Source organism: Blastococcus sp. SYSU DS0539 (assembly GCF_054050855.1).
This window is the reverse complement of sequence record NZ_JBJHAF010000014.1, coordinates 103,962-129,084: the sequence shown is the minus strand read 5'-3', so window position 1 is coordinate 129,084 and position 25,123 is coordinate 103,962. Positions and strand designations below refer to the sequence as shown.

At 74.2% G+C, this 25,123-nt stretch carries 26 protein-coding genes; 7 read left to right on the top strand and 19 right to left on the bottom strand.

Annotated features, from left to right (window positions below):
* Positions 1-151: 151 nt before the first annotated feature.
* Genes ACI790_RS16940 through ACI790_RS16930 form a run of 3 tightly spaced genes read right to left on the bottom strand, consistent with a single transcriptional unit; the run spans position 152 to position 1,760 of the window.
* Entirely contained in the window at positions 152-670 is a 519-nt protein-coding gene (locus ACI790_RS16940) for a hypothetical protein (protein ID WP_456570958.1), read from the bottom strand.
* Positions 667-1,254, bottom strand: coding sequence for a hypothetical protein (locus ACI790_RS16935; RefSeq protein ID WP_456570957.1), 588 nt, complete (start codon positions 1,252-1,254; stop codon positions 667-669). Before ACI790_RS16935 ends, ACI790_RS16940 begins: the two co-directional genes overlap by 4 nt.
* A gap of 38 nt (positions 1,255-1,292) precedes the next feature.
* Positions 1,293-1,760 carry a PPOX class F420-dependent oxidoreductase gene (locus ACI790_RS16930; protein ID WP_456570956.1) on the bottom strand — a complete coding sequence of 156 codons (468 nt, stop codon included), beginning with the start codon at positions 1,758-1,760 and terminating at the stop codon, positions 1,293-1,295.
* A gap of 77 nt (positions 1,761-1,837) precedes the next feature.
* On the opposite strand from ACI790_RS16930, the gene ACI790_RS16925 reads away from it, so the two are divergent.
* Together ACI790_RS16925 and ACI790_RS16920 are read left to right on the top strand one after the other, a co-directional pair.
* A complete protein-coding gene (locus ACI790_RS16925; RefSeq protein ID WP_456570955.1) occupies positions 1,838-3,196 on the top strand; it encodes an AI-2E family transporter in 1,359 nt (452 codons plus the stop codon).
* A 112-nt stretch (positions 3,197-3,308) separates the two neighbouring features.
* Positions 3,309-4,262, top strand: a complete 954-nt coding sequence (locus ACI790_RS16920) for a proteasome assembly chaperone family protein (RefSeq protein WP_456570954.1) — start codon at positions 3,309-3,311, stop codon at positions 4,260-4,262.
* Between the two features lie 239 nt (positions 4,263-4,501).
* Here ACI790_RS16920 and ACI790_RS16915 read toward each other — a convergent pair whose 3' ends face one another.
* From ACI790_RS16915 to ACI790_RS16875, 9 genes are all read right to left on the bottom strand, one after another.
* Positions 4,502-6,160 carry a catalase gene (locus ACI790_RS16915; protein WP_456570953.1) on the bottom strand — a complete coding sequence of 553 codons (1,659 nt, stop codon included), beginning with the start codon at positions 6,158-6,160 and terminating at the stop codon, positions 4,502-4,504.
* Positions 6,157-6,648, bottom strand: a complete 492-nt coding sequence (locus ACI790_RS16910; protein ID WP_456570952.1) for a Fur family transcriptional regulator — start codon at positions 6,646-6,648, stop codon at positions 6,157-6,159. Before ACI790_RS16910 ends, ACI790_RS16915 begins: the two co-directional genes overlap by 4 nt.
* Positions 6,649-6,932: 284 nt before the next feature.
* Positions 6,933-7,814 carry a formyltetrahydrofolate deformylase gene (gene purU, locus ACI790_RS16905; RefSeq protein WP_456570951.1) on the bottom strand — a complete coding sequence of 294 codons (882 nt, stop codon included), beginning with the start codon at positions 7,812-7,814 and terminating at the stop codon, positions 6,933-6,935.
* An 80-nt stretch (positions 7,815-7,894) separates the two neighbouring features.
* Entirely contained in the window at positions 7,895-8,395 is a 501-nt protein-coding gene (locus tag ACI790_RS16900) for an HNH endonuclease signature motif containing protein (RefSeq protein ID WP_456570950.1), read from the bottom strand.
* Positions 8,396-8,485: 90 nt separating this feature from the next.
* Entirely contained in the window at positions 8,486-9,442 is a 957-nt protein-coding gene (locus tag ACI790_RS16895; RefSeq protein ID WP_456570949.1) for a DUF222 domain-containing protein, read from the bottom strand.
* A gap of 87 nt (positions 9,443-9,529) precedes the next feature.
* Complete coding sequence (ligD, locus tag ACI790_RS16890) at positions 9,530-10,465, bottom strand: non-homologous end-joining DNA ligase (protein ID WP_456570948.1); 936 nt, start codon at positions 10,463-10,465, stop codon at positions 9,530-9,532.
* Between the two features lie 31 nt (positions 10,466-10,496).
* The gene (ligD, locus tag ACI790_RS16885) at positions 10,497-11,969 is read right to left on the bottom strand and encodes a non-homologous end-joining DNA ligase (protein WP_456570947.1); all 1,473 of its coding nucleotides are present in this window, start codon (positions 11,967-11,969) and stop codon (positions 10,497-10,499) included.
* A gap of 1 nt (position 11,970) precedes the next feature.
* Positions 11,971-13,002 (bottom strand): non-homologous end joining protein Ku, encoded by a 1,032-nt coding sequence (ku, locus tag ACI790_RS16880; protein WP_456570946.1) that lies wholly within the window; start codon positions 13,000-13,002, stop codon positions 11,971-11,973.
* Between the two features lie 136 nt (positions 13,003-13,138).
* The gene (locus ACI790_RS16875; protein WP_456570945.1) at positions 13,139-13,714 is read right to left on the bottom strand and encodes a DUF1360 domain-containing protein; all 576 of its coding nucleotides are present in this window, start codon (positions 13,712-13,714) and stop codon (positions 13,139-13,141) included.
* Positions 13,715-13,905: 191 nt separating this feature from the next.
* Here ACI790_RS16875 and ACI790_RS16870 point away from each other — a divergent pair, with 191 nt between their 5' ends.
* Both ACI790_RS16870 and ACI790_RS16865 read left to right on the top strand, forming a co-directional pair.
* Positions 13,906-14,319 (top strand): hypothetical protein, encoded by a 414-nt coding sequence (locus ACI790_RS16870; RefSeq protein WP_456570944.1) that lies wholly within the window; start codon positions 13,906-13,908, stop codon positions 14,317-14,319.
* 260 nt (positions 14,320-14,579) lie between these two features.
* The gene (locus ACI790_RS16865) at positions 14,580-14,978 is read left to right on the top strand and encodes an STAS domain-containing protein (RefSeq protein ID WP_456570943.1); all 399 of its coding nucleotides are present in this window, start codon (positions 14,580-14,582) and stop codon (positions 14,976-14,978) included.
* Between the two features lie 69 nt (positions 14,979-15,047).
* Here the strand turns inward: ACI790_RS16865 and ACI790_RS16860 are convergent, their stop codons facing one another.
* Both ACI790_RS16860 and ACI790_RS16855 read right to left on the bottom strand, forming a co-directional pair.
* Positions 15,048-16,055 carry a DNA topoisomerase IB gene (locus ACI790_RS16860; protein WP_456570942.1) on the bottom strand — a complete coding sequence of 336 codons (1,008 nt, stop codon included), beginning with the start codon at positions 16,053-16,055 and terminating at the stop codon, positions 15,048-15,050.
* 58 nt (positions 16,056-16,113) lie between these two features.
* Positions 16,114-17,934 (bottom strand): SpoIIE family protein phosphatase, encoded by a 1,821-nt coding sequence (locus ACI790_RS16855; protein WP_456570941.1) that lies wholly within the window; start codon positions 17,932-17,934, stop codon positions 16,114-16,116.
* Between the two features lie 222 nt (positions 17,935-18,156).
* On the opposite strand from ACI790_RS16855, the gene ACI790_RS16850 reads away from it, so the two are divergent.
* On the top strand, positions 18,157-18,654 hold the full coding sequence (locus ACI790_RS16850) for an ATP-binding protein (protein WP_456570940.1): 498 nt from the start codon (positions 18,157-18,159) through the stop codon (positions 18,652-18,654).
* Positions 18,651-19,598 carry an RNA polymerase sigma factor SigF gene (locus tag ACI790_RS16845; RefSeq protein ID WP_456570939.1) on the top strand — a complete coding sequence of 316 codons (948 nt, stop codon included), beginning with the start codon at positions 18,651-18,653 and terminating at the stop codon, positions 19,596-19,598. The genes ACI790_RS16850 and ACI790_RS16845 overlap by 4 nt, the downstream gene beginning before the upstream one ends.
* Before the next feature lie 85 nt (positions 19,599-19,683).
* On the opposite strand, the gene ACI790_RS16840 is transcribed toward ACI790_RS16845, so the two are convergent.
* Positions 19,684-20,892, bottom strand: a complete 1,209-nt coding sequence (locus ACI790_RS16840) for an SPFH domain-containing protein (protein WP_456570938.1) — start codon at positions 20,890-20,892, stop codon at positions 19,684-19,686.
* A 78-nt stretch (positions 20,893-20,970) separates the two neighbouring features.
* On the bottom strand, positions 20,971-21,408 hold the full coding sequence (locus ACI790_RS16835; RefSeq protein WP_456570937.1) for an NfeD family protein: 438 nt from the start codon (positions 21,406-21,408) through the stop codon (positions 20,971-20,973).
* Positions 21,409-21,482: 74 nt separating this feature from the next.
* Between ACI790_RS16835 and ACI790_RS16830 the strand changes: the two genes are divergently transcribed.
* Positions 21,483-22,256, top strand: a complete 774-nt coding sequence (locus tag ACI790_RS16830) for a hypothetical protein (protein ID WP_456570936.1) — start codon at positions 21,483-21,485, stop codon at positions 22,254-22,256.
* Positions 22,257-22,406: 150 nt separating this feature from the next.
* On the opposite strand, the gene ACI790_RS16825 is transcribed toward ACI790_RS16830, so the two are convergent.
* The 3 genes from ACI790_RS16825 to fabG are packed head-to-tail and all read right to left on the bottom strand — an operon-like array spanning position 22,407 to position 25,074.
* Positions 22,407-23,555: a ferrochelatase gene (locus tag ACI790_RS16825; protein WP_456570935.1), complete on the bottom strand. Its 1,149-nt coding sequence runs from the start codon at positions 23,553-23,555 to the stop codon at positions 22,407-22,409.
* A 38-nt stretch (positions 23,556-23,593) separates the two neighbouring features.
* Positions 23,594-24,370: an enoyl-ACP reductase FabI gene (fabI, locus tag ACI790_RS16820; RefSeq protein ID WP_456570934.1), complete on the bottom strand. Its 777-nt coding sequence runs from the start codon at positions 24,368-24,370 to the stop codon at positions 23,594-23,596.
* Positions 24,370-25,074, bottom strand: coding sequence for a 3-oxoacyl-ACP reductase FabG (fabG, locus tag ACI790_RS16815; RefSeq protein ID WP_456570933.1), 705 nt, complete (start codon positions 25,072-25,074; stop codon positions 24,370-24,372). Before fabG ends, fabI begins: the two co-directional genes overlap by 1 nt.
* Between the last annotated feature and the right edge of the window lie 49 nt (positions 25,075-25,123).

The following is a 25,123-nucleotide window of genomic DNA, read 5'->3' as shown; positions in this document are numbered from 1 at the left end:
CACGTCGACGGGCTCCCGGCTCAGCAGCCGGTCAGCGGGTGCGGGGTGCGGGCGGCACCGGTGGTGGGCGTCTCGGGCACGGGACCTCCGGAGGACGAGAGCGGTCGCCGGCCAGTGTGGCCGCCCCGGGATCCCCCCGCTCGGTGTGCGGTCAGCCGCGGAGCAGCACGGCGACGCCGACGCACGCCGCGGCCCACAGCCCGCTGGCCAGCGTGCCCACGATGAACCGCTCGGCCGCCGCCGGGGTGCGCAGCTCGGAGAACCGGCCCAGCCCCTTCACCGCGAGCACGACCGCGAGCCCCTCGGGCCAGTCGGCCAGCAGCGTGCCGGCGATCGCGCCGCGCTCCAGCACCCCGATCCAGGCACCGCCGCGGAGGATGTCGGGATCCTGCGGACCGCCGGACACTCCGGCGGCCGCCGGATCGGCGGCGTGCAGCACCGCCGTCGCCACCGGGCCGCCGCCGGTGACGGCCGCCAGCACCGCGAGGACGGCCCCGGCCTGCACGAGCCCGGCGCCCCCCTCCCCCGCCCAGGCGAACCCGCCGGCGACGGCCAGCGCCGCCGCCAGCGCCACGGCGCCGACCGCCACCCCCGGCCGTTCGCCCCGGACGACGAAGGCGAGGCCGGCGACGGCGACCAGCCCGAGCAGCACCAGCACCGCGGTCGTCATCCGGCGGCCCTGCCCAGCAGCCGGGCCGCCGTCGGTCGCAGCTCGCGCTCCAGCTCCCAGGACGCGGCGGCCAGCCGCTGCCCCACCGCCTGCCGGGTGATGCCCAGGGCCGTCGCGGCCTCGGCCTGCGTCCGTCCGTCCTCGACCAGCTCGATCGCCTCCCACGCCTGCTCGCTGCGCCGCCCCACCAGCACCGCCAGCGCCCCCAGGACGGCCTGCGCGTCCGCGGCGTCGGGGGCCACCGCGCCGCGCACGGCCAGCCTCACCGGCCGCTGCTTCGCCGCGTCGACGGCGCGCCGGGCGCACAGGAACGCCGGCCCGGCCGCGGCCCGGGTGCTCGCCGGCAGCGGGGCCTGGACGGCGCCCGCGCCGATGCCGATGCTCCAGCCGCCGAGGCGGACCAGGCGCAGCGCGACGTCCACGGCGGCCTCGGGCGTGGCCAGCACTCCCTGGAACTCGTCACCCGCCGTCCGCTCGAACGCCAGGACGGCGCGGACCTCGGCGTTCAACTCGGCGAGGACGTCGGCCACCCGGTCGGGCCCACGTCGGCTGGCACGCTGGTCGACGGTCAGCACGAACGGCATCAGGCAAGTTTGACAGCTTTCCTGAGCAAGAGCAAGGCTCAGAGCTTGTCGGCCACGTCCGCGGGGAAGCCGCCGGTGGCGACGGGCCCCCACCCGGTCACGGTGATCCGCAGCAGGGACTTCCCCTGCCGCGTCATCGCCGCGCGGTACTCGTCCCAGTCCGGGTGCTCCCCGCTGATCGCGCGGTAGTAGTCGACCAGCGGCTCGAGGGCGTCGGGCAGGTCGAGCACCTCCGCCTCGCCGTCGAGCTGCACCCAGGGGCCGTCCCACTCGTCGGAGAGCACGCACAGCGACACCGCGGCGTCCCGGCGGGCGTTGGTCACCTTGGCCCGCTGCGGGTAGGTCGACACGACGACCCGCCCCTCGGCGTCGATCCCGCAGGTCACCGGGGACAGCTGCACGGCTCCTCCGCGCCGGCGGGTCACCAGCACCGCGCGGTGCCGTGGGCGGAGGAACTCCAGCAGGGCGTCCCGGTCGACCCGGTCGGCGGTCGCGATCTTCGGCATGGACCGAACGCTACGACGCGGGTGTGATGATCGTTTCCCGCCCGGTCCTGTTCCCGCATCTGTGCTGAGATCGCAGCATGAGGATCCGCCTGCCCGGTCGCACCGACCCGTCACCGGACGAGACGGCCGACGTCGAGCCCGACCAGCCGACGCCGGAGCCCGGCGTCCGGCCCGCGACGCACGCACCGGCACCGACCAACCTGCGCGGGCAGCGCCTCCAGCGGGCGAGCCGGTCGCTGGCCATCGCCTCGGCCGAGCTGCTGCTCGTCGTCGGCGGGCTGATCGTCATCGGCTACGTCATCGGGAAGCTGTGGGTGGTCCTGCTCCCCGTCGTCCTCGGGCTGCTGTTCACCACGGTGCTGTGGCCGCCCACGCGCTTCCTCCGCAACCACGGCTGGCCGGCGGCGCTCGCCGCGATCACCGTCCTGATCGCGTTCCTCGCCGCCTTCGGCGGCATCATCGCGCTCATCGCACCGCCGGTCGTGGGCCAGGTCGAGGAGCTCGCCGCCGGCGTCAGCGTCGGCCTGCAGCAGCTGCAGGAGTGGCTCACCGGCCCGCCGTTCAACCTCGGTCAGGAGCAGATCGGCGGCGCCGTCGACCAGGCGATCGACTCGATCCAGGGCAACGCGCAGAACATCGCGCAGTACGCCGTCACCGGCGCCACGGCGATCGGCGGCCTGCTGATCAACCTGGTCCTGGCGCTCGTGCTGACCTTCTTCTTCCTGAAGGACGGTCCCCGCTGGGTGCCGTGGCTGGCCGCCCAGACCGGCCCGCCCGCCGCCCCGCACGTGGCCGCGCTGTCCTACAAGACGTGGTCGACGCTCTCGGAGTTCATCCGCCAGCAGGCCATCGTCGGGTTCGCCGACGCCTTCTTCATCGCCCTGGGGCTGTGGATCCTCGGCGTGCCGCTGGTCCTGCCACTGGCCGTGCTCACCTTCTTCGGCGCGTTCATCCCGATCATCGGTGCCTTCGTCGCCGGCGGCTTCGCGGTGCTCATCGCGCTGGTCGACAGCGGCTTCACGACGGCGCTGATCGTGCTGGGCATCGTGATCCTCGTGCAGCAGCTCGAGGGCAACGTGCTGCAGCCGATCCTGCAGGGCCGCGGGCTCAACCTGCACGCCGGCGTGGTCATCCTGGCCGTCACCGCGGGGGCCAGCCTGGCCGGCATCATCGGCGCCTTCCTCGCCGTCCCGGTGACCGCGCTCATCGCCGTCTCCTACCGCTACGCCCGGGACCAGCTCGACGGGAAGTCGCCGGAGATCCTCCCCGACGGGACGCGTGCGCAGATCACCGCCGACGAGACGGGCGCCCACCTCGTCCGGGAGCCGGTCACGTCGCCGGAGGACGACGGCGGCGCCACGGAGACCAGGCCGGCCACGGAGACCAGGCCGGCCGGCCCGCACGGGGCGTCCAGGGAGGACGGCGCGGCGCGCTGATCCGCCGCGTCCGGGGGACGGCGGCCCCGGCGGGAATGCAGTGGCCCCGGCAGGGGCTGTACCGGCAGGTGCGACCTGGTGTCGCACCGATCAGACCCTGAGGAGGACGACCGTGCCGCAGCGACCGGAGGATTTCGTCGAGCTGCTCCCGGCGGCGGAGCGCTTCCTCGCCCGCGAGTCGGCCGTCGGCGACCCGTCCCAGCGGCGCGGGCTGGTACTGGTGCACGACCTCGCCGGCGACTTCGACGCCGCGTCCGCCGGGACGCTGGCCGGCGCCCACCTGCTGGCCGCGCTGCCGCACGAGGTCGTCGCCCGCTTCGACGCCGACAGCCTGGTCGACTACCGCGCCCGTCGGCCGCGCATGACGTTCAACACCGACCGCTACGAGGCGTTCAGCGCGCCGGAGATCGCACTCTACGCGGTCGAGGACGACGCCGGTGAGTCCTTCCTGCTGCTGCACGGGGCCGAGCCGGACTACGCCTGGGAGCGGTTCGTCGCCGCCGTCGGGCAGCTCGTCGAGCGGCTCGGCGTCACCTCGGTGATCGCCCTGCAGGCCATCCCGATGCCGGTGCCGCACACCCGGCCGGTCACCGTCACCGCCCACGCGACGCGGCGGCAGCTCATCGAGCCCTATCCCGTGTACTGGGGCGAGATGCGCATCCCCGGCAGCGTCTCGGCCCTGCTGGAGCTGCGCATGGGGGAGGCCGGCGTGGACGCCCTCGGGGTCGCCGCGCACGTCCCCCACTACCTCGCCCAGGCGACCTACCCGGCCGCCTCGGTGACCCTGCTCGAGCACCTGGAGCGGCTGAGCGGGCTGAGCCTGCCCACCCAGGCGCTGCAGGAGGCCGCCGAGGCCAACCGCACAGAGATCGACGAGCAGATCGCGCGGTCGACCGACAACACCGCGGTCGTCGCCGCCCTGGAGCAGCAGTACGACTCGTTCACCGCCGCCCGCGAGGGCAGCGACCTCCTCGGCAGCGCCGGCGAGGTGCCCAGCGCCGAGGAGATCGGTGCGGAGTTCGAGCGGTTCCTGGCCGACCAGGACCGCAACCGCCCCCGCGACTGACCCGGGGCGCACCCCGCGACCCAAGGCGGCCGAGGCCGGTTCCCACAGGTGTGGGAACCAGCCTCGGCCGTCTCCCCGGCGGGCGCAGCGCCTGGACCGCTCGCAGGCGCCCGGATGCGGGAATGCCCCTCGCGGGGACCGCGCTCGGGCGCATCCGGGCGGGCACGGACCACCCGGACGGCGGACGGGCCGCGACCGGAGATCCGGTCGCGGCCCGCCGCGGTGTGCTGTGCCTCAGGTCAGGCGACGACGACGTGCTCGTTGGGCACGCAGTGCGTCATGACCAGCCCGGTCACGTCGCGCGGACCGTTCTTGCCGAGGTTCGCGGCGCGCTGCTGCTCCTCCTCGGAGAGGGTCTGCGTCTGCAGCGGGGGCAGGTCGCGGACGTCGTCAGCGGTGATGCCGAGCGCGTCACCGACGCGCTGACCCCACTCGTCCTCGCACATGAAGAAGTGCCAGACCATCCGCTCCTGGATCTCGCGGCGGCACTGCTGGAGGGCGCCGACCAGGTTGGTCACCAGGTCGTCTTTCTCCCACTGCTCGCTCAGCAGGTAGCGCTCGCCGGCCTGCTTGTAGTCGTTCGTCCGCGGGATCCGCTTGCGGGTGAGCCGGCCGTTGATGACCGGGCCCTGCTCGTCGTGCGTGGGGTAGGTGGCCTCCCGCAGGCCGCCGGTGATCGACGGCTCGTAGTTGACGTGCGGGTTGTCGCCCACGTTGTCGCGGCCGTAAGACATCGAGCCGCCCTGCTGGTTGGTGTTCACGCCCACCTTGGGACGGTTCACCGGCAGCTGCAGGTAGTTCGGGCCCACCCGGTAGCGCTGGGTGTCGGAGTAGGAGAAGGTCCGGCCGACCAGCATCTTGTCGTCGGAGAAGTCCAGGCCGTCGACGAGCACGCCGGTACCGAAGGAGATCTGCTCGTTCTCGGCGAAGAAGTCCTCGGGCATCCGGTTGAGGGTCATCGTCCCGACCTTGCGGAGCGGGAAGACCTCCTCCGGCCACACCTTGGTGTCGTCGAGCGGGTCGAAGTCGAGCTCGGGGTGCTCGTCGTCGCTCATGAGCTGCACGTGCAGGTCCCACGACGGGAAGTCGCCGTTGGCGATCGAGTCGTAGAGGTCCTTGGTGTGCGCACCGAGGGTCTGCGCCTGGACGGCGGCACCATCGGCGGCGGTGTAGGACTTCACGCCCTGCTTGGGCAGCCAGTGGTACTTGACCAGCACGGTCTCGCCCTGGGCGTTGACCCACTTGTAGGTGTTCACGCCGAAGCCCTGCATGTGCCGGTAGGAGGCCGGCAGACCGCGGGGGCTGAAGACCAGGGAGACCATGTGCAGGGCCTCAGGGGTCTGGCTGAAGAAGTCGAACGCCCGCTCGGCGACGCTGGCCTCGAAGGTGACGGGGTCCGGCTTCTGCGAGTGGATGAAGTCCGGGAACTTGATGGCGTCCCGGATGAAGAAGACACCCAGGTTGTTGCCGACGAGGTCCCAGTTGCCCTCCTCGGTGTAGAACTTCACCGCGAAGCCGCGCGGGTCGCGCGCCATCTCGGAGGAGTCCCGGCCACCGGCCACGGTCGAGAAGCGGATCGCCAGGTCGGTCTTCTTGCCCTTCTCGGAGAAGAGCTTCGCGCGGGTGTACTTCGCGATCGGCTCGTCACCGACCGTCCCGTCGGCCTCGAAGTAGCCGTAGGCGGTCACGCCGCGGGCGTGCACCACGCGCTCCGGGATGCGCTCCCGGTCGAAGTGGCTGATCTTCTCGAGGAACTGGTAGTTCTCCAGGGTCGCCGGGCCGCGGGCCCCGACCGTCCGCTGGTTCTGGTTGTCGTAGACCGGGTGGCCCTGACGGTTGGTCAGGACCGGCTTGCCGGCCTGGCTGGGCGCCGTGCCCTGCGATGCGACGTCGGTCATGCTCCTGCTCCTCCTCGGATGTGGTGCTGCAGTTCGACCTGCATGGAGTCGGTGCCTGCCGCGACCTGCCGGTCACGGCTCCGACAGGTGGCGCAGAGCCCCCAGAACACGACCTCGGCCTCGTCCACGACGAAGCCTGCGGTGTCCGACGGGCTCAGACAGGGGGCCGCACCCACGACGCAGTCCACGTCGGCGACCGTGCCGCACGAGCGGCAGACCAGGTGGTGGTGGTTGTCACCCACCCGCAGCTCGAACAGCGCCGGCGCCCCGGCGGGCTCGATCCGGCGGGCGATCCCCGCGGCGACGAACGCCTTGAGGACGCCGTAGACGGCCTGGGGGGAGAGCGAGGGGTGCAGCTGCCGCGCGCCGGTCACGATCGAATCGGCGTCGGCGTGGGGCTGGTCGGCCAGGACGCTCAGCACGGACAACCGGGGCCGCGTCACGCGCAGCCCGGCCTCCCGCAGCTGGTGCGCCCAGGTCGTCTCCATCGCTGGCCATCCAACGCGCTTTTCTTGATTGAGTCAAGACAACGACACGCGGAGTGAGCCGGACCACCCGTCCGCGTCCGCCCGCGAACCCACCGTCACCCGGTTCCCCGGCCGGCCGGTCCCGAACCACCGGAGCCCCGGCGTCCTGCGCACGAGCCGTGCGACGACGACGTCTCCGGCGTCCTGCGCACGAGCCGTGCGACGACGACGTCTCCGGCGTCCTCCGCACGAACTGTGCGGAGGACGACATCTCCGGCGTCCTGCGGTACGGCGCCGGGGCGGGGTCAGGCGAAGACGATCGTGCGGTCGCCCTCGACGATGACGCGGTCCTCCACGTGCCAGGTGACCGCCTGCGCGAGCACCTGCCGCTCGACGTACCGGCCGACCCGGCGCATGTCCTCGACCGTCGCCCGGTGGTCGACCCGCGCGACCTCCTGCTCGATGATCGGCCCGGCGTCCAGCTCGGCGGTGACGTAGTGCGCGGTCGCCCCGATCAGCTTCACGCCCCGGTCGTGCGCCGCCTGGTACGGGTTGGCGCCCACGAACGCCGGCAGGAAGCTGTGGTGGATGTTGATCAGCCGCTCGGGAAACCGCGCGCAGAACTCCGGCGAGACGATCTGCATGTAGCGGGCCAGCACCACCAGGTCGACGTCGCCCACGAGCTCCAGCGCCCGCGCCTCGGCCGCGGCCTTGGTGCCCGGGGTGACCGGCACGTGGTGGAACGGGATGCCCGCGGCGGCGGCGACCGGCTCGAGGTCCGGGTGGTTGGAGATCACCGCGACGATCTCGGCGCGCAGGTCGCCGGCGCGCACCCGGTAGATCAGCTCCTGCAGCACGTGATCGGTCCGGCTCACGAAGACCGCCACGGTGGGCCGGTGGGCCGCCTCGACCAGCCGCCAGGCCAGCTGCCACTGCTCCGCCAGCGCGGCCAGCCGCTGCTCGAGCTCGGGACGGCGCGTGGCCAGGCCGGCCAGCACGAACTCGAGCCGGAGGGTGAACGTGCCGCCGCTGGGGTCGGAGGAGTGCTGCTGCGACTCGGTGATGTTGGCGCCGACGTCGGCCATCAGCCCGCTGAGCACGGCGACGATCCCCGGCCGGTCGGGGCAGCGGACGACCAGCCGCCCGACGTCGGTGGTGCGGGGATCCTGCGGACCTGCGACTGACATGGGCGAATGGTCTCATTCCGGGCGGCCATGATCATCGCCGCGGCCCGAGGCTCGCCCTCGGGCCACCACGCCGACGGTCCTCAGAACGGTGGTGGCGTGTCGTCCGGTGGCGGCCGCGGTGGCGCGGGCAGCGCGGGTTGGTGCGCGGGGTCGCGCAGGCCCGGTGGGCGAGTGCTGCGGGTGATTCCCGAGGGCGTCGTCACGGTGAGCGTGCCGTCGGGCTGCATCTGGAACCGCCAGCCGCGGGCGAAGGTCTTGAGCCGGTGGTGGGTGCGGCACAGGCAGCAGAGGTTCTGGCAGGCGGTGCGCCCGCCGCAGTCGTAGGGCACGACGTGATCGAGATCGGTGCGCCCGGCCGGTTGCGCGCAGCCGGGATGCCGGCAGGTGCGGTCGCGCAGCCGGAGGAAGCGTTCCTGCGCGGCCGACCGGTCGTAGCCGGAGCGCTCTCCCGGCGGCCCGAGCAGCGTACAGCTGCAGGCGGCGTCCCGGCCGTGGGCGGGGCAGCCGCGGGCGGCCAGCCGGGCCAGCTCGGCCGGGGTGGCGGTGGCCAGCAGCGCGCCGTGCTCGTCGGTGATCGCCACCGCCAGGCTGCCGCCGGGCGGGGCCTGGCCCCATCGCACCGATCCCGGCCAGCAGTTCCCGCAGGTGCGCCGAGGTGATCGGGATGCCGTTCACGGCCGGACCGCACTCGCCCGTGACATCGGACTGCCCGTCGCAGCTCCGGCGGCCGGCAGGGGCGCCCGCGCCCTGGTGGTCGCGCGAGCGGTCCAGTGCCGGGAGCGGGGCGAGCACGGTGACGTGCCCGGTGAACGCCGGACCGTCGGTGCCGCCCGGGTCGAGCACCAGCGCGGCGTGCGCCTCGGCGCGCGCAGCAGCCCGATCGGCCGGTCGTCCCCGGCGGTGCGGGTCAGCTGCGCGACCCGGTCGATCACCGACCACATCGCGGCGGCCACCGCCGACGGCAGCTCGCTGGCGAACACCGACATCCCGTCGGCGGTGGCATAGGTGCGGACCCCGGCCCGCCGCTCCGCCTGCCGGCGGCGCTGTTCGGCGAAGGACTCGTCCGCAGCGATCGCCGCCGCCAGGAGCCGCTTGCGCAGCCGCCCCGACGACAACCCCGCCGCCACCGGCAGCAGCGCCGGCACCACCACGGCCACCACCTCGTCAGAGGCCGCACCCAGCACGTCGGCGAACACCCGCGCCCGGAACCAGTCCAGCTCCCCGGCACCGCACGCCCGCCACACCGCCGGCATCCGGTCCACCAGCTGGTGGGCGTCGGCCAGCACCCCGCCGGCGAAGGACCGGCAGCAGTTCAGCACCGCCGCCAGCTCATCGGGCAGGAACTCCGACGTCCCGGGCACCGGCGACCCGCTCCCCCGCCGGCGCGCCCCGGGATGCCCCGGCGGCGGATCGTCGACGTCGAGCCGGTGCCCCGCCAGCGCCACGACCAGCTCCGCCTCGTAGGCGGCGTCCATCGCCCTGCGCGCGTGCACCCGCTCCAGCTCCGCCGCGACCTCGGCGGCGGTCAGCACACCCACCGGTAGGCGATCCACCGACGGCGACCGCTCCAGCGCCCAGCCCACCAGCACGCCCTCCACGGGCGAACGCTCCAGATCGGCCACCGGCATGAGGTGAACATACGTTCGAGGTGCGACATTTCCGGCGCCTCACCGAGCGGTGTGCGCCGAGCGTGCGGGGGCCCAGGAGGGCGGACCTCAGACCTCGGGCAGGGGGACGCGAACGGCGCCGGCCACGTCGAAGAGGTCGCCGTACTCCTCGACCCGGGCGAGCACGTCCGCGGTGGTGAACCGGAGCGCCGCCGGGTCGAGGGATCCCGCGCGGACGGCGTCGACCTCGTCCCACCCGATCGGCGTGGAGACGGTGGCCCCGGCGCGCGCCCTCAGCGAGTAGGGCGCCACCGTCGTCTTGGCCGGGTTGTTCTGGCTCCAGTCGATGAGCACCTTGCCGGGGCGCAGCGCCTTCTCCATCCGCCAGACCACGTGCTCGGGCGTCTCGGCCGACAGCTCCTGCGCCAGCTTCCTGGCGTACCGGCTGGGGTGCTCGCGGTCGGCCGGCGGCTCGATCGGGGCGTACACCTGCATGCCCTTGGAGCCCGACGTCTTGACCACCGGGTCCAGTCCGTCGGCCTCCAGCCGCTGCCCGAGCCGCTCGGCGACCTCGCAGCACTCGGCGATCCCGGCGTCCGGGCCGGGGTCGAGGTCGAGCACCAGCAGGTCGGGCAGCTGCGCCACGCCCTCGTCGTCCACCTGCCACTGCGGCACGTGCAGCTCCAGCGCGGCGAGGTTCGCCGCCCAGGCCAGGTCGGCGACGTCCTCCAGCACGACCATGTCGAGGGTCTCCCGGCCCCGCGAGCTGCCGGGGCTGGGCAGCGTCACCCGGCGCACCCACTCGGGGGCGTGCCGGGCGCTGTTCTTCTCGAAGAACGCCTGGCCCTCCACACCGTCGGGCCACCGGGTGAAGGTGACCGGCCGACCGGCCAGGTGCGGCAGCAGCACCGGCGCGATGCGCACGTAGTAGTCGATGACCTGTGCCTTGGTGACGCCCACCTCCGGGAAGAGCACCTTCTCCAGGTTGCTCACGGCCAGCTGCCGCCCGGCGATCTCCACCCGCTGCCGAGCCGGGCTCACCATGACCCCGGTTCGCCACCGCGGCGCGCTCCGCTCACGGTTCGTGCACCACGTCGTCGGGCTCCAGGTCCTCGCGCACCCCGCGCCAGGCCGGGTGCCGGAGCCGCCCCTCCGCCGTCCACACCGCGTAGGCGACCTCGCCGACGAGATCGGGTTCCACCCAGCGGGCGTCACGGGTCACCTCCCGCGGCAGGGCGCCGTCGAACGGGGGCGTGGAGCGCGGCGTGAGGGTGCGCTGCAGGTGGCGCAGGTCCAGGTCGCTGAAGCCGGTGCCGACGTGCCCGACGTAGACCAGCCGGCCCTCGTCGTCGGGCACGCCGACCAGGAGCGAGCCGATGGTCCCCGCCCGCCGGCCCTGCCCGGGCCGCCAGCCGCCGACGACGACCGCCTGGGTGAAGAAGTTCTTGACCTTCCGCCAGTCGGGGCTGCGCACCCCCTCCCGGTACGGCGAGTCCAGCCGCTTGGCGACGACGCCCTCCAGGCCGTTCTCCTCGCTGGCTGCCCGCACCTCCGCGCCCCCGCCCCGGAACCACGGCGTGAGCACCCAGCGGTGCCCGGCGGGCGCGAGCTCGTCGAGCAGCTCGCGCCGCTCGGCGTAGGGCCGCCCGCGCAGGTCCTCGCCGTCGAGCGCCAGCAGGTCGAACACCAGGTAGGTGACCGGGGCGGCCGCCGCCATCCGCGGGACCTCCGGGCCGGTGCGGTGCATCCGGTTCTGCAGCGCACCGAAGTCAGGGCGCCCGGCCGCGTCCATCAGCACGATCTCCCCGTCGACGACGGCGTCGCGACCGGCCAGCGCGCCGGGCAGCCGCCCCACCTCGGGGTAGCGGACGGTGATGTCGGTGCCCTTGCGCGAGGTCAGCGTCGGCGCACCGGCCCGCACGGTGGCGACCGCTCGCACGCCGTCCCACTTGAACTCGTAGCCCCAGCCGCCGTCCTCCGCGGCCGTCGGCAGCCCGCCCGCGGTGGCCAGCATCGGCAGCGGCGCGGGCGGCGCCTCCGGCGGTGGAGTGGCGTCCAGCTTCCGCATGTTCCAGGTGCCGTCGGCGAGCGGGAAGAGCGCGTAGCGACCGGTGAGCCGGCGTCCGTCGAACGTCACGATGACGTGCCGCTCGTCCCACTTCTCGGTGGCGTAGCGGCCGGCGTCCCAGATGGCCACCTCGCCGCCGCCGTACTCGCCCGCGGCGATGGTTCCCGCGAAGGAGGCGTACTCAAGCGGGTGGTCCTCGATCGGGACGGCGAGCCGGTTCGCGCCCGGCTCCAGCGGCGGCCCCTTCGGGACCGCCCAGCTCTTCAGGACACCGTCGCGCTCGAGCCGGAGGTCCCAGTGCACCCGCTCGCCCGTGCGGCCGCGGGGCGTGTGGTGCTCCTGGACGACGAACGTGTCGCCCGCGCCCGTCGGCAGCGGTTGCCCGGCAGGCGGGATCGGCTCGGCGGTGCGGGCCGGGTCCCGCTTGGCGCGGTACTCGGCCAGCGGGTCGTCGCGCCGGCCGCCGCGGCGGGCGGGCACGTCAGGCGCTGCGGCGGGCGCGCTTGGCCGGCGGCTTCCCCGCGCTGGCGGTCTTCTCCGCCGCCGTCGCCTTCGTCGCCGCAGCGTTCTTCGCGGGAGTGGTCTTCTTCGCCGTGGTGCTCTTCGCCGGGGTGGCCTTCTTCGCCGGGGCCTTCTTCGCGGGCGCTGCCTTCTTCGCCGGGGCCTTGGCCGCCGCCTTCTTCGCCGGCGCGGCCTTCTCCGCCGGGGCCTTCTCCGCCGGCGCGGCCGGGGCCTCCTCACCACCGCGGGCCCGCTCCACGCTCCGGCGCAGGGCACTCATCAGGTCGACGACGGCGGCGCCGCTGTCGGGCACCTCCGGCGCCGACTGCACCTCGCCACCGGTCTGCTTGGCCTCCAGCAGCGCCGTCATGGCCTCGCGGTAGTCGTCGGTGAACTCGCTGGCGTCGAAGTCGCCGGACATCGAGGAGATCAGCGCCTCCGCCATCTGCAGCTCCTGCGGCCGGACGGCGACGTCCTCGTCGAGAAAGGCGAAGTCGGGGCGCCGGATCTCGTCCGGCCAGCGCATGGTGTGCAGGACCAGGACGCCCTCGCGGACCCGGAGCGCCGCCAGCGACTCCCGCTGCCGGATCGCGATCTTGGTGATCGCCACCTGGCCGGCGTTCTCGAGCGCGTCGCGCAGGAGCACGTACGGGCGGGTCGCGGGGCCGTCGGGCTCCAGGTAGTAGGTCTTCTCGAAGTGGATCGGGTCGATCTGGTCCTGGTCGACGAACTCCAGCACCTCGATCTCCCGCCGCGTGGTCAGCGGCAGCTCCTCGAAGTCCTCGTCGGTGAGCACGACCAGCTGGCCGTCGGGGAGCTCGTAACCCTTGGCGATGTCGGCGTACTCGACCTCTTCGCCGTCGATGGAGCAGACCCGCTTGTACTTCACCCGGCCGCCGTCGGTGGCGTGCACCTGGTGGAACCGGATGTCGTGGTCCTCGGTCGCGGAGTACAGCTTCACGCCGATGCTGACCAGGCCGAACGACACGGCGCCGCGCCAGATCGATCGCATGCCGACCCTCCCTCGCACCCGGTTCCCCGGGCGGTCCGGACCCGGAGCCGGGTCAAGATCGCAGAATAGGTCCGGAGGCGTACCCGCGGCAGCGCGAACGACGCGCCGCGTCCCCCTGTCGGAGGACCGCGACCGGTCAGGACGGCGGCTGGTCCTCGCCCTCGGCCGGCGCCAGCGCGCCGTTTTGGATGGCGTCGTACACGAACTGCAGGACGTCCGAGCCGGCGACCGTGGTCATGGTGAGCGCGGCCAGCCGGGTGGCCCGCGGCGCGGAGACGTAGCCGAAGACGAACGCCGTCCCCACCCACTGCGCCAGGCAGAACGGGCAGGTGAGCAGCTCCCCGACGGCGTGCTTCACCCCACCGTGCTCGCGCACCTCCTCGGCCACCTCTGCGTGCCCCGAGGCCCCCTGGAAGGAGGTGAACGGCGCGCGGAGCGGGGCGGTCACCGGGTCCTTGGCCAGCCGGCGGGCCAGCCGGAACGTCGCGATCGTCAGCAGCGCGGCGTCGCCGAAGGGGATCCGCTCCGGCAGCTGCCGGCCGGAGGCGCGCACCGCGACGGCGCCCGCCGCCACGAGGCTGGAGTACACCCCCATGGCGCCCAGGTCGCTGCCCAGCGGCCGGGCCTCGCCGTTCGTGTACTCGCGCTTCTGGGTCCGCGCCCACCGGAAGAGGGGTGCCCCGACCCGCTGCACCTCGTCTGCGATCGCCATGGGACCCCGGCTACCCCCGCCGTGCGCCGGCCATGCCGCCGCAGGCGCAGGAGTGCGCCGACGCACACCGGCGCATGCCCGGGCACCCGCCGGGTAGGGCGGTGGTCCGACGCCGGTCCCCGACCGGCTCCGCGTCCCCGCCGGACGCACGCAGAGCAGGCGCACCCATCGCGCAGAGACGGAGACATGGCATGACGCAGCCCGAGGGCCAGACCGCGCGCGACATCTTCCCCGAGGACGACGGCGTCCCCGAGGTGTCGCAGGACGACTCGCCCACCATGGAGCGGGCCGAGGACCCCCAGTTCGAGCCGCTCCCCGGCGAGCACGCCACCGCGACCACCGACTTCGGCACCACCGCCTTCGAGCAGTCCGAGGGCGAGTCGCTCAGCGGGCGGCTGGACCGGGAGGTCCCCGAGGACGCCGCGGACGTCCGCCCGGCCGAGGACCCGCAGCGGGCCGACGCCCAGCTCGAGCAGGACACCTCCACCACGCCCGAGAGCGACTCCGGCACCAACCGCACCGCCGACGACGTCGAGGCCACCGCCGACGTGCCCATCGGCGGCGAGGGCCCCGAGGAGAGCGCGGTCCACGTCATCGACGGCTGAGCGCTCCCGCAGACGCGGCTCCCACCCACCCCCGGCACCCCCTCGGGTGTGTCCCGGGGGGTGGGTTGGCGCGCGCGCGGCAGGTTGTCTACGTTGGGTCAGCGGTTCAGCAGGTAGCCGCACCGTGCCGGACCGGTGGTCCGGCACACACACCACGTTCGACCACCGGCGCATCGGGGACCACGGGTCCCCGGCACGCACGAGCGGTAGATTGTCCGGGCGGGCAGCCGTCCGGGTGCCGCCGAGAGGAGCAACTGTCCGTGAGCACTTCCGACCTGCCTGCCGAGGGGCAGCCCGACGTGTCGACCGAGGGCACCGAGGCACCCTTCGACGACGTGATCACGCTGTCGACCTCCACCGACGAGGACGGCACGGTCACGGTGACGGTCGTCGGCGAGGTGGACACCTTCACCGCCCCCGTGCTCCGTTCGACCCTGGACAGCCAGCTCGAGCAGCAGCCACGTGAGCTCGTGATCGACCTGTCCGGCGTCCAGTTCCTGGGCTCCGCCGGGCTGGCCGTTCTCGTGGAGACGCAGAAGTCGGCCCGCAGCCGCGAGGTCGCCCTCCGGCTGATCGCCACGACGCGCGCCGTCACCCGGCCGCTCGAGGTCACCGGCCTGATCGACCTGTTCACGATCGCCGACAGCCCCGCGCGCTGATCGACCGCCGGGTCCACCCCGGCACCCGACGAGGGCCCCCGCCGTACCTGGCGGGGGCCCTCGTCGTCGTCAGGCCGAGAGCAGCGCGCAGACGGCCTGCTCCAGCGTGCGCTGCGCGTCCCGGTCCGCCTCGGCCTCGCCCGCCGCCCGCAGCGCATCCGCCACGGTCTCCCCGTGCTCGAACCGGTCGACGACGCGGGGGTCGACGTAGCTGGCCTTGCAGACCGCCGGCGTGTTCCCCAGCTGCTCCGAGACGGTCCGGTACGCCGCGCTGACGACCTTCTTGCGCGCCGTCTTCGTCTTCGGCGGCGGCACCTCGGCGAGCGTGGCGGCCATCATGACGGTGGCGTTCCAGGTCCGGAAGTCCTTCGCGGTGATCTCCGCGCCGCTGATCTCCTTGAGGAAGCCGTTGATCTCGTCGCTGGTGACGTCCCGCCATCCACCGTCGTCGGTCCGGTAGGCCAGCAGTTCCTCGCCGGTGCCCTCGGGGCGTTCCAGCAGCTGCCGGACGACGGTGGCGGTGGGCCGGTCGGTCAGCTCGATCTCGCGCTCGATGCCGCCCTTGGCGGTGTAGGAGAAGAACGTCCGCTCCCCGCGCACCCGCACGTGCTCGCGCCGCAGGGTCGCCAGCCCGTAGGTGCCGTTCTCCTCGGCGTACTGCTCGCTGCCCACCCGGAAGGCGCCGAGGTCGAGCAGCCGGACCGCCGTGGCCAGCACCCGCTCCCGGTTGAGCCCGCGCGTCCGCAGCGCGGCGACGACCGCGTCACGGACGTCGGGAAGCTGCTGGGCGATCTCCAGCACCCGCTCGTGCTTCTCCGCGTCGCGCCGCGCCCGCCAGGCGTCGTGGTACCGGTACTGCCGGCGCCCGGCCGCGTCCAGTCCGGTCGCCTGGATGTGGCCGTTGGGCCACGGGCAGATCCAGACGTCCCGCCAGGCCGGCGGGACGGCCAGCGCCCGGATCCGGTCCAGCCGGTCGTCCTTGATCAGCGTTCCGTCGGTGTCGTAGTAGGCGAAGCCCCGCCCTGCCCTCCGGCGCCGGTAACCAGGGCCGTGCACGTCGCTACGCCGCAGTCTCACGGGCGGTGGATGAGCACCGCAGCCGTTCCGCAAACCCGCCGGGACGGAGGGTCACGCCTCAGCGCAGCTCGACCAGGCCGTCCAGACCGCTGATCTCCAGCACGTGCCGGGTCACCCCGCCCGCGGGCGCGTGCACCACCAGCCGCCAGGACTCGTCGCGGGCGATCCGCGCCATCGCGAGCACCACGCGGACGGCCGCGCTGCTGAACAGGCTGACGCGGGCCAGGTCCAGCTCCATCGGCATCGCCCCGCCGTGGGTGGCCTCCAGCATCCGGATCCGCAACTGCTCGGCGGCCGCGCCGTCGACCGCGCCGCTGGCCCGGACCACGGGCCGCTCCCCCGCGCGGTCGACCACCACGTCGGCGTTGTCGGGGAGCCGGTGCTGGGCGAGGTCCACGTCCGGGGTGCGGCGCAGCCGGAAACTGAGCGTGACCGTCGTCCCGTGGTCCTCCTCGAGCGTCACGCCGTCGACGAGCTGCCGCATGATCAGCAGCCCGCGCCCGCGGTCGCCGGGATCGCGGTCCGGCGGCCGCCACGTGCCCTCGTCCTGGACGGTCACGGTCAGCACACCGTCGACGTCGACCTGCGCGGTCACCGACATCGGGCCGGGTTCGGTGCCCCGGTAGGCGTGCTCGGCCGCGTTGGCGCACGCCTCGCCGACGGCGACCATGACGCCGACCCGGTCCTGCTCCCCCATGCCCAGCCCGGTGAGCCAGGCGGTGAGCCGGCGGCGCACCCCCGGCAGCGCCGACGGGACGGCGACGAGGTCCAGCCGCAGCGCCTCGTGCGTGGTGGCCCGGCGGTGCGCCACCAGGACGGCGACGTCGTCCAGCCAGCCGTTCGGTCGGCGCACCCCTTCCGCGATCGCGCCCGCCAGGCCCGACACGGCCTCGACGTCCAGCGCGCCGGGCGTCTCCAGCACCTCGCGGGCGGCCTCGCCGAGGCGGTCGAGGGCGTCGGTGGGCCGCTCGGCCGCTCCGGCGACCGCGCCGTTGGAGAACAGCACCAGCGTGGCGCCCTGGGGCAGGACGTCCTCGTGCACCGGCGCGGGAGCCCCGGGCAGGCTGCCCAGCGGCGGCCGCGGCGTCACCGCCAGGAACGAGCTGCGGCCGTCGGCCCGCACCACGAGGGGCGCCGGGTGACCGGCGGCGCTGTAGACCAGCCGCCCGGTCGCGGCGTCCAGGACGCCGTAGAAGACCGAGGTGCCCTCGACGTCGTCCATCTGCGCGGCGAAGGCGTCCAGGGTGGCCAGCACCCCCGCCGGCTCGGGGTCGCGCAGCAGCGTCGAGCGCATCGCGCCGCGCAGCCGGCTCATCGCGCCGACGGCGGGCACGCCGTGGCCGACGGCGTCGCCCACGACGAGGGCCACGCGCCCCTTGCCCAGCGGCACCGCGTCGTACCAGTCCCCGCCGGCCACGGCGAGGTCGGTGGCCCGGTGGTAGCTGCCGGACAGCCCGACGTCGGGGAGCATCGGCAGCGACGGCGGGAGCAGCGACTGCTGTGCCCGCTGCACGTCATCGGTGGCCGATGCCTCGATCACGACGAGGGCGCCCGGCCCCCCGGCGACGGTCATCGGGCGCGCCGTCGCCGTCGCCACCGGCCCGTCGTGCCCGAGCGTCCCGTGCACGCACTCCGCCTGCCCGCTCCGCACCGCGGCCTCGACCAGGTCGGCCACCGGCCGGCCGGAGATCTCCGGCAGGCCGGTGCGGCCGACGTCCAGCCCGCGCGCGCGGGCGTTGGCCCACAGCGGCTCGGCGGCGTCGGCGGCCAGGCAGAACACCGCGTCGGGCGCGCTCTCCAGCGCGGCGAGCAGCACGGCGGAGCCCTCGTCCAGGGTGCCGTCGGATGCGGGTGGCAGACTGCCGGAACTGGCGCTCATCTCGGGCCAGGAAACAACAGGGCCCCGGTCGCGGCAACCGCGTACGGGGGTCGTGGAACACGTGGCGGTCGCCACGTTTCACCGGCCCCTACCTGCGGGCAACCCGGAGGCTTGTGCAGTGACCGGGAACCGGTCCGCCCCACAGGTGGCCGGGCCACCCGGCAGGATGAACGGCCGCGACTCGAGGGTCGAGCGCGCCGGTGACGAAGGAGCGGACGACGGATGGTCGACTCGAGGGGCACCCTCGCGCAGGACGGACGACGCGCGGAGCGGCTGGAGCTGCGAGTGCCCACCACCGCCACCCAGCTGCCCGCCGTGCGGGCCATGGCCGGTGACCTGGCGATGCGCATGGACTACGACCTCGACGCGGTGGAGGACCTCCGGCTGGCCGTCGACGAGGCCTGCGCGACCCTGACCACGGTCGTCGCGGGCGACGCGCCGCTCACCGTGGTCTTCGAGACCACCCGCGCCGGGCTGCACATCGACGCCTGGGTGCCCACCGCCGACGGCACCGAGGTGCCCACCGACGGCTTCGGCTGGGCCGTGCTCGCCGCCCTGGTGGACGCGGTCGAGGGCCGCCGGTCCACCGAGCGCGAGGTGCCCGGCGGGAACGGCTCCGACGCCCCGGTCGCCGTCATCAGCCTGGAGAAGTACCTGCCCGGCCAGCATCCGACCGAGGTGGGCGGCGGTCCGGGTCAGAACCTCACGGTGGCCCGGTGAGCCCGTCGGCTGCCACCGACTCCCGCGAGGAGGAGCCGCTGAACGCCGCCGACGACGGCACGCCGGTCGGCCCCACGGCCGAGGCGCCTGTCGACACCCCGGACGAGCCCACGGCCGAGACCCCGGACGAGCCGGCGGCCGAGGTGGCGCCGGCTCCCGAGCCCGACGCACCGCCGCTGTCGGAGAACCGGAAGCGGGCCGAGCGCACCGCGCCGCTGTTCGCGGAGCTGGCCACCCTGGAGAAGGACGACCCGCGCCGTGAGCGGCTGCGGGAGATCCTGGTCGAGGAGCACCTGCCGCTGGTGCGGCACTTCGCCCGCCGGTTCAGCAACCGCGGCGAGCCGTTCGACGACCTGCTGCAGGTGGGCACCCTCGGGCTGATCGCCGCGATCGACCGGTTCGACCCGACCCGCGGGGTGGAGTTCCTCTCCTTCGCGGTGCCGACGATCACCGGTGAGATCAAGCGGCACTTCCGCGACCAGGGCTGGTCGGTGCGCGTGCCGCGCCGGCTGCAGGAGCTGCACCTGTCGCTGAACGCCGCCGTCGGCGAGCTCGCCCAGAAGAACGGCCGCGCCCCGACCCCGTCGGAGCTCGCCGAGCACCTGGGCATCCCCCGCGCCGAGGTGCTCGAGGGCCTGGCCGTGGCCAACGCCTACCGGAGCAGCTCGCTGGACGAGCGGCTCTCCGGCGAGGACGACTCCCCCACCCTGGCGGCGACGCTGGGCGAGGAGGACGCCGCGCTGGAGGGCGTGGAGTACCGCGAGTCGCTGCAGCCGCTGCTGGCCACCATCCCGGCCCGCGAGCGGCGCATCCTGATCCTGCGGTTCTTCGGCAACATGACCCAGTCGCAGATCGCCGCCGACATCGGCATCTCGCAGATGCACGTCTCCCGGCTGCTCAGCCAGACGCTGGCCAAGCTCCGCGAGGGCCTGCTCAAGGATTGACCCGCCCGCCCCGCAGGCGGCGGAGACGACGGGGGCCCAGGACCTCGCGGTCCTGGGCCACCGTCGTCCGGTGCGCGTGCTGGGGCTACTGCTGCCCGTCCTCGGTGCCGAACTGCTCCCGGACGACGGGATCGGCCGCCGGGCCGCTGTCCCGGACGTCCTGGGTCACCTGCGACAGGGGCGGCGGCGTCGGGACGGCGGGCCCCGAGTCGGTGATGCTGGACAGCTCGATCCGGGCCTCCGGCTGCTCGGCCGCGGCCGGTAGCTGCGACTCGAACCAGGTGCTCGTGTCCAGGCCGCCGCCCGACGAGCCGTTGCCGGCGCCCTGCGCGGGGTCGACGTCCATCCAGGACTTGCCGCCCTCGGCGCCGCCGAGGCTGGCCAGCCCCTCGAGCGCCTTGCTGAACTCGCTGGGCACGATCCACATCTTGTTGGCGTCGCCCTGCGCGATCTGCGGCAGCGTCTGCAGGTACTGGTAGGCCAGCAGGCCCTGGTCGGGCTTGCCGTCGTGGATGGCCTGGAAGACCGTCTCGATGGACTTCGCCTGCCCCTGCGCCTGCAGGTACAGGGCGGCGCGCTCACCCTCGGCGCGCAGGATCCGGCTCTGCCGCTCGGCCTCCGCCTCCAGGATCGCGGACTGCTTCTTGCCCTCCGCCGACAGGATCGCGGCGGCCTTCTCACCCTCGGCGGAGGTGATCGCCGCCTGCCGCTGGCCCTCCGCGGTGAGGATGATCGCGCGCTTGTCGCGGTCGGCGCGCATCTGCTTCTCCATCGAGTCCTGGATGGACAGCGGCGGGTCGATGGCCTTGATCTCGACGCGCGCCACGCGCAGGCCCCAGGGCCCGGTCGTGCCGTCGAGGACCGAGCGCAGCTGGCTGTTGATGCCGTCGCGGCCGGTCAGGGCGCCCTCGAGGTTCAGCCCGCCGACGACGTTGCGCAGCGTCGTCGTGGTCAGCTGCTCCATGCCGGTGATGTAGTTCGCGATGCCGTACACGGCCAGCCGCGGGTCGGTGACCTGGAAGTAGACGACGGTGTCGATGCCGACCTGCAGGTTGTCCGCGGTGATGACCGGCTGGGGCGGGAAGGAGATGACCTGCTCGCGCAGGTCGATCGTGGCCCGCACGCGGTCGATGAAAGGCACCAGCAGCGAGAGGCCCGGCGACAGGGTCCGGCTGTACCGGCCGAGCCGCTCGACGACCTTGGCCTGGGCCTGCGGAACGATGGTCACGCTCTTGGCGATCACGACGATCACCAGGACGGCGATGACGAGCAGTGCGATGAGGGCCGCGTCCACGGCTGGCTCCCTTCGTCGGGGGTCACCGTCGATCCTCCCCCGCCACCTCCCCCCGCGTCAGCACCCGGTGCACGGCGTTCACTCCAGCGCGTCGCCGACGACCGCCGTCGCGCCGTCCACCTGCAGGATGCGCACCGTCTCCCCGGCGGCGAACGACTCCCCGCTGTGCTGGCTCCGGGCCGACCACTCGTCGGCGCCGAGGCGGATCCGGCCGCCTGAGACGTCGACGTCCCGGGTGACCTTCGCCGTCTTCCCGATGAGCGTGTCGACGCCGTCCAGCTGGAGGGGCGTGCGGTCGGTGAGCTGCTTCTTCGCCAGCGGCCGCACCAGCGCCAGCAGCACACCGGAGACGACGATGAAGGTGACGATCTGCAGCACCGCGGCCCCGCCGAGCAGCGCGACCGTCATCCCGCCGACGGCGCCGCCGGCCAGCATGAGCAGCACCAGGTCGAGGGTGAAGACCTCGCCGATCGCCAGGAGTCCCGCACCGATCAGCCAGAGCAGCCAGGCAGCCATGCTCGAAGTCTGGCAGAGCAGCGGCGTCCGGGTGGCCGCGCGGCGGCCCGGCGGCGCCTTCGTAGCCTCGGCCGGTGCACGACTTCCCCGCCGGCCGCCTCGCGGTCTGGGCCACCGCCTGGCTCTCCGGACGCACCTCCTACGACGAGGCGCTGGAGTCGCTGACCGGCCCGCACGCCCACCTGGTGACCGGGATGCCCGGGGAGCCCGGGGCGGTGCCGCTCGGGGCGGCGCTGACCGCGCTGCGCGGGCTGGGTGAGCGGCGGCTGCGCCTCGTGCTGCCGGTGCCCGGCGACGTCCGCGGGCTCCCGGCCGTGCCGGGGCTGGCCCCGGTGGCGCTGGAGGCCGGTCAGGCCGCGGTGGGCGACCGGGTGGTGCTCGTGCCCCGGACGGGCCCGGAGGTGGTCACCTGGACGGCGTTCCCGCTGGACGGCGCGCCGCCCCCGCCGCCGGTGGAGGGCACGCTCCGGGCGGCGTCGGGCTCCCTCGACCTCGCCGTCGGCGACGCCGCCCGCACCCTCGTGGGCCTGGACCTGGCGCGCTGGCACCCCGAGGTCCCCGCGCTGCTGGCCGATCTGGCCCGCCCAAAGCCGGCCCCCGGCCTGCCGTTCGACCACGACCCGCTGGCGCTGTCGGTGCTGGGCCGCGCCCAGCGGCTGGCCGCCGTGCTGGACCTCGCCGCGACCGACGCGCCCGGAGCCGCGGTCACCCGGGGTCAGGCCGCCGCCCGCGACGCCGCCCTGCGCCCGCTCTCCGACGCGGTGCGCGAAGCGGTCGTCGCCGCCTACAACAACATCCCTCGTCCTCCGGACGAGACCGCCACCAACGGCCGTCCTGCCCGCCGCTGAGCCGCTGCACCGGCCCTGCGCGGAACCCTCCGGGCCCCACTCGGCCCGATCAGGCAGGCGCCGCGCGATCCCCCGCCGCTGTGGGGGTTCTGCTCGCGCTCTGGGGCTCCTGCAGGACCCCCAGAGCGCGAGGAGGACCCCCAGAGCGGTCTAGTGCGCCGCGAGACGGCTCGGGCGCGGGGGGACGAAACAGCACGACGCGGGGCAGTTGGTGCCCAGCCGGGGCTCGCCGCCGGCCCGGCGCTCCTCGAGCAGCTCGCGCAGCGCCGTCACGAACGCCGGGTGCGTGCCGGCGGTGGCGGCCCGGGCGAAGGCGAGGCCGAGCTCGCCGGCGGTCTCCTTCGCCTCGTTGTCGAGGTCCCAGATCACCTCGAGGTGGTCGCTGACGAAGCCGACCGGGAAGAGGACGACGGCCCGCTCCCCCGACTCCGCGAGCGCCCTCAGGTGGTCGTTGACGTCGGGCTCCAGCCACGGCACCGACGGCGGGCCGCTGCGGCTCTGCCAGACCAGGTCGAACGGCCGGCCCGGAGCCGCGCGGTCGACCACCTGCTGGGCGGCGGCCATCAGCTCCGCCTCGTAGCCGTGCCCCTCCGGCCCGGCGACGGCGGCCATCGTGTCGGGGATGCTGTGCGCCGTCGCGACCAGCCGGGCGCTGTCGCGGAGGTCCTCGGGCAGCTCGGTGAGCGCCGCGGCGAGCGCATCGGCGTTGGCCCGCACGAAGCCGTCCACGTCGAAGTAGTGCGGCAGCTTCTCCGCGGTCGGGCCGCCGGGCGCGGCGGCGTCGCCGGTCAGCGCCGTCCGGGCCCGGGCGATGTCCTCGTGGTACTGCCGGCAGCCGGAGAACGAGGCGTAGGCCGACGTCGCGAGCACGTAGGCGTGCTGGATCCCGTCGTCGGTCATCTGCTGCCAGACGTCCTCGACGTAGGGCGCCCAGTTCCGGTTGCCCCAGTAGACGGGCAGGTCGATCCCGGCGGAGCGGAGCTCAGCCTCCAGGGCGGCGATCAGCGCCTTGTTCTGGTCGTTGATCGGGCTGACCCCACCGAAGTGGTGGTAGTGCTCGGCGACCTCCTCGAGCCGCTCCCGCGGGATGCCGCGGCCACGGGTGACGTTCTCGAGGAACGGCATGACGTCGTCGTGGCCCTCCGGGCCGCCGAACGACAGGAGCAGCAGCGCCTCCCGCCGTCCGGGCGGGGCCGGCTCGGTCGACGGCGCGACGCCGCCGTTGTTGCGGACGGCGAGCGAGGGGTCCTCGTCGGGACGCTGACCGGCAGGGGTGATGTCGACGATGGCGCGGGGCACGTGGGTTCTTTCTTCTTGCGGGGCGTCGCCGGATGCACTCACACGCCGACGGCGTGGAAGCCCCCGTCGACGTGGACGATCTCCCCGGTGGTGGCGGGGAACCAGTCCGACAGCAGCGCGACGACGGCCCTGCCGGCGGGCTCGGTGTCGGTGACCGACCAGCCGAGCGGAGCGCGGCCTTCCCACGCCTCCTCGAACTGGGCGCTGCCGGGGATGGACTTCATGGCCATGCTGCGCAGCGGGCCGGCGGCGACGATGTTGGACCGCACCCCCTCGGGCCCGAGTTCCCGGGCGACGTAGCGGGAGGTCGACTCCAGCGCCGCCTTGGCCGCGCCCATCCAGCCGTAGACCGGCCAGGCAACGGTGGCGTCGAAGGTCAGGCCGACGACCGAGGACGGGTTCGCCAGCAGGGGCCGGCAGGCCTGGGTGAGGGAGGCGTAGGACCAGGCCGACACCTGGAACGCGGTGGCGGCGTGCTCCCAGGCGACCTCGGGGAAGCCCTCCCCCATCGCCTCCTGCGGCGCGAAGCCGATGGAGTGCACGACGCCGTCGAGGGAGTCGAAGCCCTGCTCGCGGAGCCGGTCGGCCAGCGTCGCCAGGTGCTCGGTGTCCGTGACGTCGAGCTCCACGACCGCGGCCTCCTGCGGCAGCCGCTTGGCGATCCGCTGGCACAGCGACAGGGCGCGGCCGAAGTTCGAGAGGACGACGGTGGCGCCCTGCTCCTGCGCCAGGCGCGCGGTCGCGAAGGCGATCGACGCCTCGGTCAGCACGCCGGTGACGAGGACCTTCTTGCCCTCGAGGATCCCGCCGCTCATCAGTGCCCCATCCCCAGTCCGCCGTCGACCGGGACGACCGCCCCGGTGATGTATGCCGCCGCGTCGGAGGCCAGGAAGCGCACGACGCCGGCGACCTCGTCGGCGTCGGCGTACCGGCCGAGCGGCACCTGCCCCAGGATCTCCTGCTGCCGGGCCTCCGGCAGCTCCGCGGTCATGTCGGTGGTCACGAACCCCGGCGCCACCACGTTGGCCGTGATGTTCCGGCTGCCGAGCTCGCGGGCGATCGAGCGGGCCAGCCCGACGAGGCCGGCCTTGCTCGCCGCGTAGTTGGCCTGCCCGGCCGAGCCGAGCAGCCCCACGACGGACGACACGAAGACCATCCGGCCGGAGCGGGCGCGCACCATCTTCGCGGTCGCCCGCTTGGCCACCCGGTACGCGGCGGTGAGGTTCGCGTCGACGACGTCGGTGAAGTCGTCTTCCTTCATCCGCATCAGGAGGCCGTCGCGGGTGATGCCGGCGTTGCTGACCAGCACCTCCACCGGCCCCTGGTGCGCCTCCACCTCGCCGAACGCACGGTCGACGTCCTCGGCGCTGGTGACGTCGCACCGCACCCCGAAGAGGCCGTCGGGGGCGCCGCTGCCACGGTGCGTCACCGCCACGGAGTCGCCCTGCTCGGCGAAGGAGCGGGCGATGGCCAGCCCGATCCCCCGGTTGCCGCCGGTCACCAGCACCGACCTGCCCACGTGCCACTCCCCCTGCGCCGACGCCTGATCCACTCCGAACCTAGCCCCT